Below are 14,041 nucleotides of genomic sequence, written 5' to 3'. Positions count from 1 at the left end.
TGATGTTGGGTATCCTCAAGCATATCGTTTTCGTCCTACTGCTGGCTGTGTGTGCAGCGCTGCTGCCGCAGCAGGCATTCGACGAGAAGGCACGCGACGCCGCACTAGTGGTCGGCGTCATCGGGCTGTGGCGATGGTCTTGGGGACTGCTTCATCTGCTGCGCAGCGTCTGGTTCCGGCTGGTCCGCTTCCCGCGGATGCGTCGGATGGCCGAAGCGGCAGCAAAGGCGCAAGGGTTGGGGCATGCCTACTTTCTGATCACGAGCTTCAGGATCGATGCCCCGACCACCACCAAGGTTTATAGCGGCGCTTTCATCGCGGCAGCCAATGCGCCTGCCGGCGCAACGATCGTTTGCTCGATTGTCGAAATCGGTGACGAGCGCCTCATCCGTCGCCTTGCCGAAGTGATGTATGGCGATAGCCTGCCGTTCCGGCTGGAAATCGTCCGCATTCCCGGGACGGGCAAGCGCGATGCCCTCGCTGCCGGTTTCCGTGCCATCGCGGCGCTCAATCCGGCTGGCGACGACACGGTCTCGGTGATCGACGGCGACAGCATTGTGCCGCCCGATCTCGTAGAGCGCTGTGCCTGCATGTTCCTGATCAATCCGAATCTGGGCGCGCTTACCACGGATGAGGTGTGCACCGTCGAGGGCGCGGAAATCTTCAAGCAGTGGTATTCGATGCGCTTTGCACAGCGGCAGATTCTGATGTCGTCGCATGGTCTTGCAGAGCGCGTGCTGACGCTGACAGGACGCATGTCAATGTTCCGCGCGCGGCTCGCTTGTGATCCCGGTTTCATTGATCATGTGCAGAACGACTATATCGATCATTGGCGCCTGGGCCGAATCCGCATGCTCACCGGCGACGACAAGTCGAGCTGGTTCTGGCTGCTCAAGAACGGCTACAACATGTATTACGTGCCGGACGTTCAGGTGGAGACCATCGAGCAGCCGCCAAGCCCGAGCTTCATCAGCTCCGCCTATGTGCTAATGACCCGCTGGTTCGGAAACATGCTGCGCACAAATGCTCGCGCCCTTAATCTTGGGCCGATCAAAATCGGCGCGTTTACTTGGTGGTCGATTCTCGATCAGCGCATGTCGATGTGGACCAGCCTGTCGGGCATCACGCTTGCCCTTCTCGGGACCGCGATGATCACACCGTGGACGGCCGCCTTCTATGTCCTCTGGGTCGTTGTCTCGCGATACATCCTCGCGCTGACCTTCCTGACTGTGCGTCCATCGATCAATCTGGTCTATATTCCGTTACTCTACTTCAATCAGATCTTCGGCTCGGCGGTTAAGGTGCTGATCTTCTTCCGGCTCGACCGGCAGAAGTGGACGCGCCAGAAGACTGCCTTCAAGCGGACCGATTCTCAGTTCGACGCGGCTTTCAAGTTATGGTCGTCCCGGCTGGTCAATTCCGTTGCCGTGCTGGTCTTCGTCTCGGTTCTCGTCTTTCTCACAAATCTCGGTAGCTATTTCACGGACGAAGCACCGGAACGCTTGCCGAAAATCACAGATAGGGTGTTCTGATGACTGCGGTTGCCGTGCCCAAGCGTCGCGAACGGGAGTTCCCGCGCTTCAAATTGCCGCTGGCGGCGCTAATCGACGGAAAACGCATCGAGGTATGCGACTGGTCGGTGACCGGTCTCGGGCTCGCCGCGGTCGCGCTCACGCAGGCTCCAGGTGACTACCTCGCCGTGACCCTGCTCTTAGAAACCGAGGGCTCCTGTCTCGAGCTGGCCCTTAATACGCGCATTGTCTGGGTGAATGCAGACGAGCGGCGCGCCGGCCTACAAATTCTCGACCCTGCGGAGACAACAGCGCCTTTGGCGCATTTCGCCGACCTCTATCTCGCCGGGCGGGTCGTTCAAAGCGGTTCGAAAGTTTACGTATTGGGACATCAGATGGCAGAAAAAGTAGATGCTAAGGCTGCGGTGGTCGGTGTGACGGCGTCGTCGATTGGGAACGGTCTTGCAGGGCGTATATTCGGGCTTTTGATATTCGTCGTCATCGGCTTGGCCGCTTTCACCTTCCTCTCCAGTATCGTCTACAAGAGGCTGTTCACCTTCGAGGCTGTTTCGGCGAGCATCGCTGCGGAGACGGTTACGGTCTATCAGCCACGCGATGGGGTGGTCGAATTTGCCGCTCTGCCGCAGAAGGTGAAGCAGGGAGACCGTCTAGCGACGATTGTCCTCGATGCGCCGACCGCTGACGGCAAGTCGATTGTGGAGGTTCTGTCTGCCTGCGACTGCTATGTCTTGTCGGTCGACCATCCGGGCTCGACTTATGGCCGCGCGGGCGGCCGGATGCTCTCGCTCGTCCGCCAGGATGCGCCCCTCTACGTGTCGGTTCGCGTGCCGTTCCGTCGTCTCGCCAACATCTCCGAGAAACCGCAGATCTCGCTCAGCTATCTCGACGGTGTCGAGGCGAAGAAGGTCGAGATCGTCTCCATTCCGAAGGTGACCGAATACACCACCACACAGCTTGAAATTCAGGTGCAGCCCGGTCGCAGCTTGGACCCGTCCATGGTCGGCCAGCCGGTGCTAGCGACCTTCGACACGGCGCCGTGGCACTAAATTGCACGATTGAGATCCATTGCGCTGATGAGGCCGGAGGCATGACAATGAGCATACCGACAAAGTCTGTAAAAATAACGCCAGCGATCATGATCGGCGGAAGCGGCACGCGGCTTTGGCCGTTGTCGCGCAGTAATATGCCGAAGCAGTTCCTGCGACTAGTCGACGACCGCAGCCTGTTCCAGAACACACTGGCACGCGTCAACGACGCGATGTTTTCGGCGCCCTGGCTGCTGACCAGCCGTGCCTTCATCGATATGGTCAATGCCCAGGCGCGGCAGATGGAGCAGGAACTCGCCGGCATCGTTCTGGAGCCGTTCCAGCGCGGTACGGCCGCGGCGCTTGCGGCTGTAGCGGTTGCCGCGAGTCAGGGCGACGCGGATGGGCTTGTACTGGCCATGCCGGCGGATCATGTCATCGACGATCCGGCCCTCTTCCTGGAGGCTGTCAAGAAGGCGGTGCCGCTGGCCGAGAGTTCTAAGATCGTAACCTTCGGTATCGTGCCGACCGAACCGGAAACCGGCTTTGGCTATATCCGTCCCGGCGATCCCTATGTTGTGGACGGCGAGGAGGTTGGTGCGCTGGTCAACCAACCCGGGGGCTTCCTCGAGAAGCCGGACCTGGAGCGAGCCAAGCAGTTCGTCGAGATGGGATACCTCTGGAACGCGGGCATCTTCCTCTTCCGCGCATCGGCGCTGGTCGAGGAACTCAAGCGGCACGCTCCGGCCGTCTATGAAGCCGTTGCGGCCTCGATCGCCGGCGGCACGAGCCGTGACCTCGGCAGCCATATGCTGCTGATGCCTGCGGAGGAGCACTTCGCTCGTTGCCCGCTCGACATTCCGATCGACACGGCGGTCCTGGAAAAGAGCGCCAATGTCGCGGTTGTGCCCTGTGACGACATTGGCTGGGCCGACATCGGGTCGCTGTCCGCCCTCTGGGATATCAGCGATAAGGACGAGAACGGCAATGTGCTGCGTGGCGACAGTTTCGTCTCGCAGTCGCGTAATTGCCTCGTGCATGCACAGTCCGGCCGTCGCGTCGTTCTCAGTCATATCGATGACATCATGGTCATTGACTGCGAGGATGCTGTCGTCGTGCTGCCTAAGGCGCAAGCGCAGCGGGTGAAGGAAATCGTCAACTCGCTGAAGAAGATGGACGCTCCAGAGGTCAGCTTCACCCGTAGTGCGGTGAAAAGCTGGGGAGCGGTTAAGATCGACCGCAGCTACGGTGACAGCCAGGTCTGCGCAGTGAGTTTCCAAGGCAGGAACTCCGTCACCTACATCGTCTCTGGTGCCGAGCGCGAGACATGGTTCCTGCATGGTGACAAGCGTGCCGAGTACGGCGTGGACGGGCATTTCACACCCTTCGTCTCCGGTAACCCGGTTTCCTTCAGCAGGGGGCAGGTGGTGACGATCCGCAACGCGTCCGGACTGTCCGAGTTCACGTATGTCCGCAAGGACCCTGATCTCAACTGGAAGATCGACGACTGGTTCCCCCAGGTGGCCGAAGTCGAAGCACCCAAGGTCCGTCTGGGCTGAGCACGAGGGATATAAACGATATGAACGCGCCTGCGGATATAACGGTGGAAATTTCTGGCCGCACGTTTCCCATGCTCGACCTGAGTTCCGGCGGTCTCATCGTTCCGCTGGTGCAGGAACTCATGGGTTATCGCGGCGTTGCTCGCGTTGCCATGGTCAAGAACGAAGGGGCCTGGAGGGGAGATGTTCTTGTTCGGGCGGAGCGGTCCGGCAACCAGATTAACCTCGTTGTCGCGGGTGGACGCGACCAATATCGCAGGCTGGTCAGCGTGCTCAACTGGTATGACGGGCGCAATCCGTCCTTTGCCGATCAATTCGCCGACAGCGTACCGCCGGATGTTCGCCGTGTTTCCACAGGCCTTGGTGGATCCGCCAAGCTGGCCGGTCTTGGCGTGGTCGCACTTGTATTGATCGGACTAATCTTCCAGCTGGTGTCGCAACGCAGTGTGAACGCTACCTCGCAGATGGCCTATGTGGCCGTACCGGGAGTGGAGCTCGATGCCCACACCGCGGGCCAGGTCGTCTATGTGAAGGATGTCGGGAAGGTGGCGAAGGGGGAATTCTTCGCAGCACTGAAAACCTCCCAGAACTTCGCGAAGTTTCTTGAGGCCAGCAATGGTGGCGACATCAGTGCTCAGGCTGTTGCGCAACAGGACTATGTGCGCAAGGGCGCGCCGGTCGTGCGCCTCGCAGACGACGGCGCAAGGCCTTATGTTGCGGCCTATGTCAGGTTGACTGATGCCGTTACTGCCCTGAACGCGGCAGAGGCCTGGATCGAGTTCCCCAAATCCGGGCGCACAGTTTCGGTTCCGATCGATGCAAGCAACTATGTGAACAGCACCAAAGTCTTAACTGACGAGGACGGCAAGGCCCTAGCGGAAATTAAACTCAGGATCCCGGACGGCGTTGACATTCCTGTCGGCGAACCGGTGATCGTGAAATTCCAACGGTCGATATGGTGGCCCTCGGTGACGTCGCCGCAGTGGCTGAAGACCGTCTCCTCGCTGCTGTCGTAAGGATCGAATGGCATGCGCACCTCTTTGACATTTATTGCAACGCCTGTGGTCAAGGGTCTTATCGGCCTGACCACCCTGGTAACGCTCCTATCGGTTGTACCAACGGGCATGAGCCCCCGCGCTGTCCACGCGCAGGAATTGACGGTCGGCGAGCAGAGCCCGCAGTTGGACCAGCTCGCTCCGACTGAGCGCGAAATCACCGAGGACAGCCTGAAATATGGGGCGCAGCTCGCGCTGACGCGCTGGCAGGCCCTGCGCGACGACGAGAAGTCACGCAGTTTCGACGCCTATTTCGAGATATTCAGGGAAGTGGCCCGCATCGAGAGTCTCGACCATGCCACCCAGATCGCCGGCGTAGACGTGCACGGCCGGCTGGCCGTCGTGGCCGCCGAGCTGAACAACCAGATGAACGCGCAAGGGCTATCGGCGCGCGATGCCGGTGTCAGCGCATTGAAAACTCTCATTGCCAGCTCCGACAGGTCGTTGTCGACGACGGATCCGGATTCGTTCAAGGTGCGCTATACGCTCATTCTCGACTACATGTCCGGGATCGAGGTAGCCAACCTCAGCCTCGATCTTGCCAAGCGGTTGGCTCAGTCGAAGCTGAATGAACTTGCACTGGACATTTATGTCGATTTCCTGCCGCTCTATTTCAATGGTCTGACCTCCGCAGCTGATCGGCAGGAGCTGATGAAGCTCGCCAGCGCGAATGCGGGCGCAGTCGCCGACCCGGCTGTCTTCCGGGTGCTGACTGATCTGTTGCGCATGTCGCCGCGCGCCGAAAAGGTCGAACTCGCCCAGCTTGTATTCGATCAGATCGACGTCGACGTTGTCCGGCATGCCCGTGACAGTGCCGGTTCTGGCAACCTGATCCTGTCGGCATGGGTCGATGCCGTGGAAGTTGCCCATGGCGTCAAGGCTGGAGATGATATCGCGACGCTTAGCGAACAGGCGCGGCTCAGCCTCGATACGCGTGCCTTCGAGCTCCTGATTTTGGCAGAAAAGGATGAGGCGGCGCGCAACCGGCTGGTTTCGGATGCGGTCATGGCCGACATCCGGGAAAAGCGACCGCTGGTGGGCTACGACAGGGTGGTCAATCTGGCACTACCGCCGGCCGTGGCTATCGATAGCTATCTGGCGCTCATTCACAGCTTCTCCGGCGCCGGTTACGACAACTACGTGAAGGCCCTGGTGGAGCTCGTCGCCGGTGCCACCAAGTCGAAACAGCTGCAATTGAGAGACGGGCAAGCCGTGGCGTTGTTCCGCGACATGGAGATCCTTCGTGACCCCGCTTTCATCCGGGCGCTGGGACAGGACATAACGGGTGACGCGAAGATCTCGCAGATCACCGCACTGCGTGCCGACGTCCGGACGGTCTTTTCCCTTCCCGTGGATCAACCGGTCGGAGCGAAGATGATTACAACCGGTCCGGATGCGACAAAGGCTCTGCAGGTGGCTGCAAGTCTGATCAATGGAGAAGTCCCGGATGCAGCGGTGCTCGCCAAGATCGACTCATCGAACGCCGGCGACATTGCCTTGCTGTCGCAGGCGGCGGCGCGGCTCTGGCAATATGCCAGCCGTCGGGAACTGCTTACCGAATTCGTCCGCGGCAGAGCCGATGCCGATCTTAGGCAGGCGGTTGCGCTCGGCGTAACAGGCTTTGCCGGCTTCCGTGGCACTGAGGGCAGAGGTGCCGACTTCGTCGCCGCTATCGCCGACCTGTTGCCGTCGACTTCGGGCGAGGGGCACACGCTGCTTGCTGCGTCCATAGGTCAGGGGACAGAACTCCCCAGGCTGCGGGGCGAGGCGCTGTCGCGCTATGCGCGTTATCTGGCTGCGAGGGGCCAGTCCGTAGCTCCGCTTGCAGCTGTCGCCGATGCCGACAAGGTCGCAGTCGAGAAGGCGGACGCCATCTTCAGCAATGTCGACGTGGCGACCACCCGCTTGAAGACGGTTCCCGACTACAGGGCACGCGTCGGCGAATTCCGCCGCTTGGCCGAGGCCCGCGCCGGCGTGCTTGACGACAAAGGCTGGCTGAATAGCGCTACCGCGCCGGCAAAGTCAGAGCCCGATGCGCTCGACGTCGGGGGAGCCTCAACCATCAGCGATGGGCGCATGGTCCTGTACTCGCCGAAGGAAAACAGTCTGCCGACGGCCGGCCGGCCCTTCATGCCCAACCTGCTGCTCGGGCGCGAGTCGGTCACCTCGAGGATTCCTGTGCCGCCGCTGCGGGAGGCGAACGAAGCGCTTGCCGACATTTCCAAGCGCGGCGAGACGCGCGCCACCCGCCTGATCCGCTTCTCATCCGAACATTTCGACGAGATCATCAACCTCGGTGTCCGGGAATATCTCTACCTCAATTCTGAATCGACCGTTCCACGCATCATCTTCGTCACGCGTGGGGTGCTGACCATGAGCGAGCTCATCGCCCAGGTGCGGGCGACCGATCCGGATGCCATTTCGCTGGATGGCAACGAGGTTACCCTGAACGTGCCGCTTGCTGTGAACGACGGTGCCTCGCTGGTCGTCAGCGGCCAAGAGATCAAGTCGCTGAAGCTCAATACCAAGGCCGGCGCCTTCATCGTCAACAGCGGCAAGATCTATTTCGATGGCGTGACTGTCTCATCGGTGGATGTGACGACGGATCAGCCAAGCTATGTCTACGACCACGAGAAGGGCATCTTCTTCCGTCCCTTCATCCTTAGCTGGAGCGGCAGCGAGACCCTTGCCTCGGATTCCCACTTCGTCGCGCTGGGCTACGCCGGCGGCCGCACCTACGGCATGTCGCTTTCCTCCGGTTCGACCGACGTAGTGGCCCGAAAGGTCCAGGCGGCTGCGCCAACCGGCTACTTCATCAATAACTCATTCGAGAACCTCTATTACGGTTTCTACGCGTTCGAGGCGAAGGACATCGTCTTCGTCGGCAACGAACTGGTCAACGGCGTGATCTATGGCCTCGACCCGCACGACCGGTCGAAGAACCTGATGATGGCTTACAACACGGCCTATGGAACGCAGAAGAAACACGGCATCATCATTTCGCGCGAGGTCGACGACAGCTTCATCCTCGGCAACCTCTCGTTCGAGAACCACGGGTCCGGCATCATGCTCGACCGCCAAAGCTACGGCACAATCGTCTATGCCAACGATTCGAGCCGCAACGAAGGCGACGGGTTCGCCGCGATGGAAAGTCCCTGCGCTCTCGTCGACAGCAACATGTTCTACGGCAATGGCCGATCCGGCGTGAAGGTGCGCAATTCCTGGGACGTCCATGTGGAGGGCAACCAGATCCGTCAGAATAAGGCCGCCGGCATCGAAGCGTATATCGACAACCTCAAGGTCGCAGAGCAGAGTGAGTTCCGCGATTTCGTCGAGGACCCGTATTATCCGATCGCGACGATGGTTGCCCGTGACAACCTCCTTGAGAATAACCGCGTCGGTCTGATGACCCGCGGTGCGTCCGAGGCGATGTTCTACCGCAACAAGTTCGTCGACCAGCTGCCTCGCTACGTTTCGGGTGATCTCAAGCCGCTCGGGCTCGACGTCGTCACCCGCAATATGAAGACGGGTGTGCTGGTGCGGTCGGTCTGCGTGCCGCGCATTCCGGTGAAGAAGCACTGCGCGCTGACGCAGAACGGCATCATCATTGCGCAGTCCCTGCAACCGGAATTCCGCGCCGACGGGGCCTCGACCAATTATTGCATCAACGCTGCGGGCTCGCCGCAATCGGCTGCGTTCAACGCGCAACAAGGGGAGTGAGAGGATGATTCTCGCAACGAGAAAATCACACCTCTCCGTGACGCTGCTCAACGTATTGGCGTGTTCGGTGGTGTTCCTTGGCGTGGCGCCGGCTACGACCGCGTCTGAAATGCCGCGACAGTTGGCGGCCGAGGCGAAGAAGGCCTATCAGGCCGAGCAGAAGATACTAGCCGACTACAGCACGGCGACGGAGGCGAGCGCGCTCCTGGCCTATGCCCGACTGCTGGCGCGCGGCAGGATCGCCAACGATCACAACCCCGTGAGGGTTGCCGACATCGACGCGGCCATCGCCGTCTATCGCAGTCTGCTGGCGGCCGGCGATGCTAAGATCAATGCCAAGGTGACGGCGGGGCTGGCCGAACTGCTGCTCCGCAAGGGCGGTGCGGCAAACGAAGGCGAAGCGCAAGCTCTGCGCGCTGCGTTGCACCCTGCCGAACCTGCTACCAAGGCTCCGCCCGGCGCCGATGCACAGACACAGGATCTTGCCACGGACGGCGAAGCGGCCCTACGCGACAAGATGTCAAAGGGCTCGCTCGATGCGGCGTTCGAGCTACTTCTGCTCCTTAATCGTCAGAACTCCCCCGAAGCCGATACGCTACGCAGCCAGCTCGTGCTGATGGCCAACTTATCGGCACTCGACAGCGACAGCGCGGTTATCCGCCTCGCCGGACGCTATGCCTCCTCCTTCGATGCACAACAGCACCCCGATGTGCTCAAGTCATTGCTGGCACTGGCCGCCGGTTACGGTAGCGATAGCGCCGTCGGGATCATCGAGAAGAACCGGGGTGTGCTGTTTTCCATCCTCGGCAAGGACGAACTGCGTCATCAGATGTGGGAGCTCGTCGACGGCGGCTCGAGCCGCGCAGCCGAGCTTATCGCGCTCGATTTAGTTGATGAGAACGTCTACGGCTTCGACGAGGCGGATTCCAAGTGGGCCGTATCGATGCTCGAAGAGGCCAGAAGCTACCGAGCCAATTACCTGATCGCCAAGCTCTATTACCAGGGCATCTATGTCGAGAAAGATCTGGCCCGCGCCACCGCTGCTATGGACCGCATGGTGGACGGAGCCGCCGAGGCAGGACAGGAGCGTCTCGTCGTAGCAGACCGCTTCGCCCGCATTAACCTGTCGGACAGCCTGATCGCAAAATACGCCCTGCCGATCTACCTGGACATCTGGAAGGGCGGAAAATCGTCGGTCATCGGTCGTCTGGCTCGCATAGTCGTCAGCGCCGAGAAGGCCGGCTACTATGCGACATCGGCGGCGATGCCCATCCCGCCGGAGCAGCTCGTCGCCGAACTGTCGAGCGCCTATGACGCGGGTGACCTTTCGGTAGGCCTCATCCTCGGTGATATCTTTCGCGAGGGGCGGCTGGTCAAGGCGGAGTCGGCCAGGGCCCATTCGATCTACGAGGGATTGAAACAGCAGTATGCGGATTCGCCCGAGATGCAGCTCAAGCTGCGCGAGGCGCTTGCCAAGCTGGTTCGGCAAGACCTCGAAGTTACGCTGAATTATTCGCCCTACTATGCCGAGGTCCGCGAGCTGGCCGGCCAGCATAACCTGTGGGCGATGAAGGAATATGGCGTGCTGCTGGCCAAGGGGGCGCCGCAGTTCGAAGCCGATCCGGAAGCCGGATTCACGCTTCTTCTGAATGCGCTGTCGCAAGGCTATTTTACCGCCGGTCCGGATGCCGCCGAACTTGCGCTTTCCACCGGCAGTGCCGACAAGCTCAAACGTCTTGCTGATGTCTACGCAAATTTCGATCCGCGCATCCTCACGCCGGAAAGCAATGTGCAGCTCGCTAAGATCGATTTTGCGCTCAAGCAGTTCGACAAGGCAGAGGTCCTGCTGGACACCCCGGAAATGTTGGAACTGCCGACTGGCCGCTTTCTCTTGGTCCAAGTCAGGCGGGCGGCCGGCAAGCTGGATGCGGCGGAAGCGCATCGACAAATGAAAGATGTCGTCGTGTCCTTCAAGGGCGACGATGCCACTCTACTCGGCTTCGTTCAGCAACTAACGCAGGAGGATGGCCTCAGCGAAGATTTTGCCGAACCGATTCTAGTGCGGCTGGCACAACTCGCGGACCGGCGTGACGTCAATGCGATCATCGCCGCGTTCAAGCTCCGCCAGAAATGGCCGTCGAGCCAAGCGTTAAACTTCCGCAAGGTGGTCGGCTGGTGCAACATCCTTGCCGAACGTGGACAAGGCGGGCCACTCACGCGCGTCGCCGTCAACGTCAATCCCAAGGTGGTCGGCGACGAGAGCTTCCGCTATTTGATCGACACGGTCGAAGGCGCACTGCCGCATCTGCCGACCAACGGTAATCTGCGTATGTTCCTTGCCCGGCAGTATCTGAACGGCCAATACAGGCCCAAGGACTTCACCAAGGCCGACCAACTGACGAAGCAGGCGGCTGAACTGGGCAATGAGGAAGCTCTAAACAGCATCGCGACTAATTATTATTTCGGCCAGGATGTCGAGATGGATCGCGATCGGGCCGAAGCGCTCTATCGGGATCTGGCATTCATGGGATCTAACCGTAGCGCGCTGGCGCTGGCGCGCAACTATTCCAAGGGACCGAGCTCGCGCGTCTATGAATCACGAGCCTTCGCCTATTACATCAAGGCCGCGCTCAACGGGTCCGTCACCGCGATGACGGAGATGGGTCGGAGTTATCTTGCCGGTGCCGGTGCCGTGCAGAACGAGCAAAAGGGCGTTGCTTGGCTGGAGAAAGCTGCCGAGCTCGGTAACACCGACGCGATGATTCAGCTCTACTACTACCATTTCATCAAGAACCCGACCAACCAGAACCCCGAGGCCGAACGTTGGCTCAACGCGCTCGTTGCGGCCGAAGTTCCGGACATGATCCTGCGCAAAGCCGTTCTGCTCTATGGCCGCGACAAGGACGCCAACAAGGATGAGATCTTCGCCCTGCTCGACCACGCCGAGGAATTGGGCAGCCAGTTCGCGCGGCGCCTGAAAAACTCCTACGTCAAGGAAGCCCGTGCAGGAGTTTCGAAATGATGCAAGCCAACTCTTTCAGCACGGCGCGTTTATTGAGCGTTTTTTTCATGGCTGGCATGGCAGCTCTTACCTGGGCTCTTTCGGTGGCTTCCGTGTCGGCCGGTGAAATACTCTACAAGTGCGAGGGGCTCGAGGAAAAGTCTCCTCAGACCTCGATGGCAGTGAAAATGTATCAAGGTTATGGCGGCTGGTTCTTCCGCGAAGGCGACATGGAGAACATGTATGAGCTGTCTGCGGAAACACTGGATGCATTCAAGGACGTGAGCGACGCCCTGCGCCATCGAGGCATTCACCTCATTTTGGTGCCGATGCTGCCCCGTGGCATTGCCGGTGCGCAGTCTATCCCCGATGGCGGCATATTTTCTGACATGTTCTACGATCCGGCGTTCTCCGCCAAGCAGTTCCGAGCGATGGTTCAGTCTTTGCGCGACGTCGGGATTGATGCAATCGACATTACTAAAATCAAAGACATCAAACCGGATTTCGACTGGAGTGCCTATTATCTGAAGCGGGATATTCACTGGACTCCGGAGGGTGCGCAAGTTGTCGCCCAGGCTCTGGCGGAGAAGATTCGTGGCTTGGCTGGGGACATTACTGACACGGTTGAGTTTAAGACTGAACTGACTGGTAAGGCCGCTCCGATACGCTTCAATATGGGCAAAGCGCTCAATGAGCTTTGCCAAGAGAAGATCCCTACCGAAAGTGTCACAGGCTATTCGACTAAGCGCAATGTCGATAACTTGGATGCCCTGCTGAGCGAGGGTGACACGCCGGGCCGGGAAGTCGTCCATGTCGTTGGCACGTCTTTTACCGATGAGCGGATGGATTTCAACTTCAACGGCTTCCTTCGGGAGGCCCTGAAGCACGATGTATCTGGCTTCTCGATTGCTGGTGGTGGTTTGACACAGTCGATTTACGGCTGGACGCAGAACGCCAATGGATTGGCCAAGAAGCCTGAAATACTGGTGTGGGAGTACTCGGATCTCCAGTCGGTGCTGCGAAGCGTGGACTATATTGACGAGACGATCGTTCCTGCAATTGTCGGTGATTGCGACGGTAAATTAAAGCTCGCCGAGAAGACGTTTGATGAGACCGATACGGTTGATCTTGATCTGCCTACGTTGGTTGGCAAGGCATCCGATCATTACCTCGCCTACGCGTTTACCAACAAAGCACTGACCGGGTTCCAGTCGACCTATAGCTACGCCAATGGTCCCGCCAAGAACGCTTCCTTCGAAAACCCATCGCGCGTGAGCGGACTTGCTAAGCTTTATCAGGCGCTCCCGGGAGGGACGCGGAATGCACCTGTCCACGTTCGCCTCAAGATCGAGGGAGCGGCAAAATCGGCGGGCTCGGTGAAACTGTGCCGTTACCCAGAACGCATTTTCCAGAATGCAGCAACCTCCAATTGAAGAGTGATGATGAGATCATGAAACGCAAAATCCAAGCAGTCCTTGTTGCACTCGTCTTGGGAGGAGCCTCTGTAGGCACCTTCTCAACGCACCTTCTGGCAAACGATGCCGGCCTCTACGATGCGCCGATCCCGGCCGACAAAAGCCTCGTTCGCTTCCTCAATGTGAAGCTGAAGAACGGAGTGAGCCTCGATTTCTCGGGACAGAAGTTCGACGTCGATCCTGTCGCATTGTCGAATTACCGGCTGATCGGCAACGGCTCCTATAAGATTTCCGACGATGCAAGCTCGACCGAAGCCACGCTCGAACCCGGCAAATTCTACACCGTGGCGGTCGGCGCGGACGGCGCCGGGCAAAAAGGCATCGTGGTTATTCCCGACAAGGAGGTCGAAAATCCCTCGAAGTCAGCTTTGACCTTTTACAATTTCTCGACAAAGCCGGCCAACCTGTCCCTGCGCCTCAACGGCGACAGCAAGGTGCTGTTCAAAAATCTTGCGCCAGCCGCCATGGCATCCAAAGAACTGCCGGTCATCGACATCAGCCTGGAAGTCTCTGAGGGGGACAGGAAGGTCACCCAGCTAGAGAAAGTTTCTCTGACCGCTAAGGACCGACAGAATGTCGTTGTCGTTGAGACGCCGAGTGGTCCGGCCGGTTTCCTGGCAGCGACGGGCATCGACCGATAACTTCGAAACGTATGGGGCACGAGAGTGGGGACG

8 protein-coding genes are annotated in these 14,041 nt (G+C 59.6%); all 8 read left to right on the top strand.

Features of this window, described 5'->3' with window-relative positions:
* The first annotated feature begins 2 nt into the window (after nucleotides 1-2).
* The 8 genes from ACZ9BX_RS33145 to ACZ9BX_RS33110 are packed head-to-tail and all read left to right on the top strand — an operon-like array spanning nucleotide 3 to nucleotide 14,008.
* A complete protein-coding gene (locus ACZ9BX_RS33145; RefSeq protein ID WP_476222562.1) occupies nucleotides 3-1,532 on the top strand; it encodes a glycosyltransferase in 1,530 nt (509 codons plus the stop codon).
* Nucleotides 1,532-2,578 carry a PilZ domain-containing protein gene (locus tag ACZ9BX_RS33140; protein ID WP_476222560.1) on the top strand — a complete coding sequence of 349 codons (1,047 nt, stop codon included), beginning with the start codon at nucleotides 1,532-1,534 and terminating at the stop codon, nucleotides 2,576-2,578. Before ACZ9BX_RS33145 ends, ACZ9BX_RS33140 begins: the two co-directional genes overlap by 1 nt.
* Before the next feature lie 47 nt (nucleotides 2,579-2,625).
* Nucleotides 2,626-4,116, top strand: coding sequence for a mannose-1-phosphate guanylyltransferase (locus ACZ9BX_RS33135; RefSeq protein ID WP_476222558.1), 1,491 nt, complete (start codon nucleotides 2,626-2,628; stop codon nucleotides 4,114-4,116).
* 20 nt (nucleotides 4,117-4,136) lie between these two features.
* A complete protein-coding gene (locus ACZ9BX_RS33130) occupies nucleotides 4,137-5,132 on the top strand; it encodes a hypothetical protein (RefSeq protein WP_476222556.1) in 996 nt (331 codons plus the stop codon).
* A gap of 12 nt (nucleotides 5,133-5,144) precedes the next feature.
* Entirely contained in the window at nucleotides 5,145-8,891 is a 3,747-nt protein-coding gene (locus tag ACZ9BX_RS33125) for a NosD domain-containing protein (RefSeq protein WP_476222554.1), read from the top strand.
* A gap of 4 nt (nucleotides 8,892-8,895) precedes the next feature.
* Complete coding sequence (locus ACZ9BX_RS33120; protein WP_476222553.1) at nucleotides 8,896-11,913, top strand: tetratricopeptide repeat protein; 3,018 nt, start codon at nucleotides 8,896-8,898, stop codon at nucleotides 11,911-11,913.
* Nucleotides 11,910-13,325, top strand: coding sequence for an alginate O-acetyltransferase AlgX-related protein (locus ACZ9BX_RS33115; protein WP_132563794.1), 1,416 nt, complete (start codon nucleotides 11,910-11,912; stop codon nucleotides 13,323-13,325). Before ACZ9BX_RS33120 ends, ACZ9BX_RS33115 begins: the two co-directional genes overlap by 4 nt.
* A gap of 17 nt (nucleotides 13,326-13,342) precedes the next feature.
* A complete protein-coding gene (locus ACZ9BX_RS33110; protein ID WP_476222551.1) occupies nucleotides 13,343-14,008 on the top strand; it encodes an alginate O-acetyltransferase AlgF in 666 nt (221 codons plus the stop codon).
* The last annotated feature ends 33 nt before the right edge of the window (nucleotides 14,009-14,041 follow it).

It is taken from the genome of Rhizobium sp. USDA 3886, from assembly GCF_056279785.1.
The sequence above is the reverse complement of the archived record's forward strand: the minus strand, read 5'-3'. Positions and strand labels throughout refer to the sequence as shown.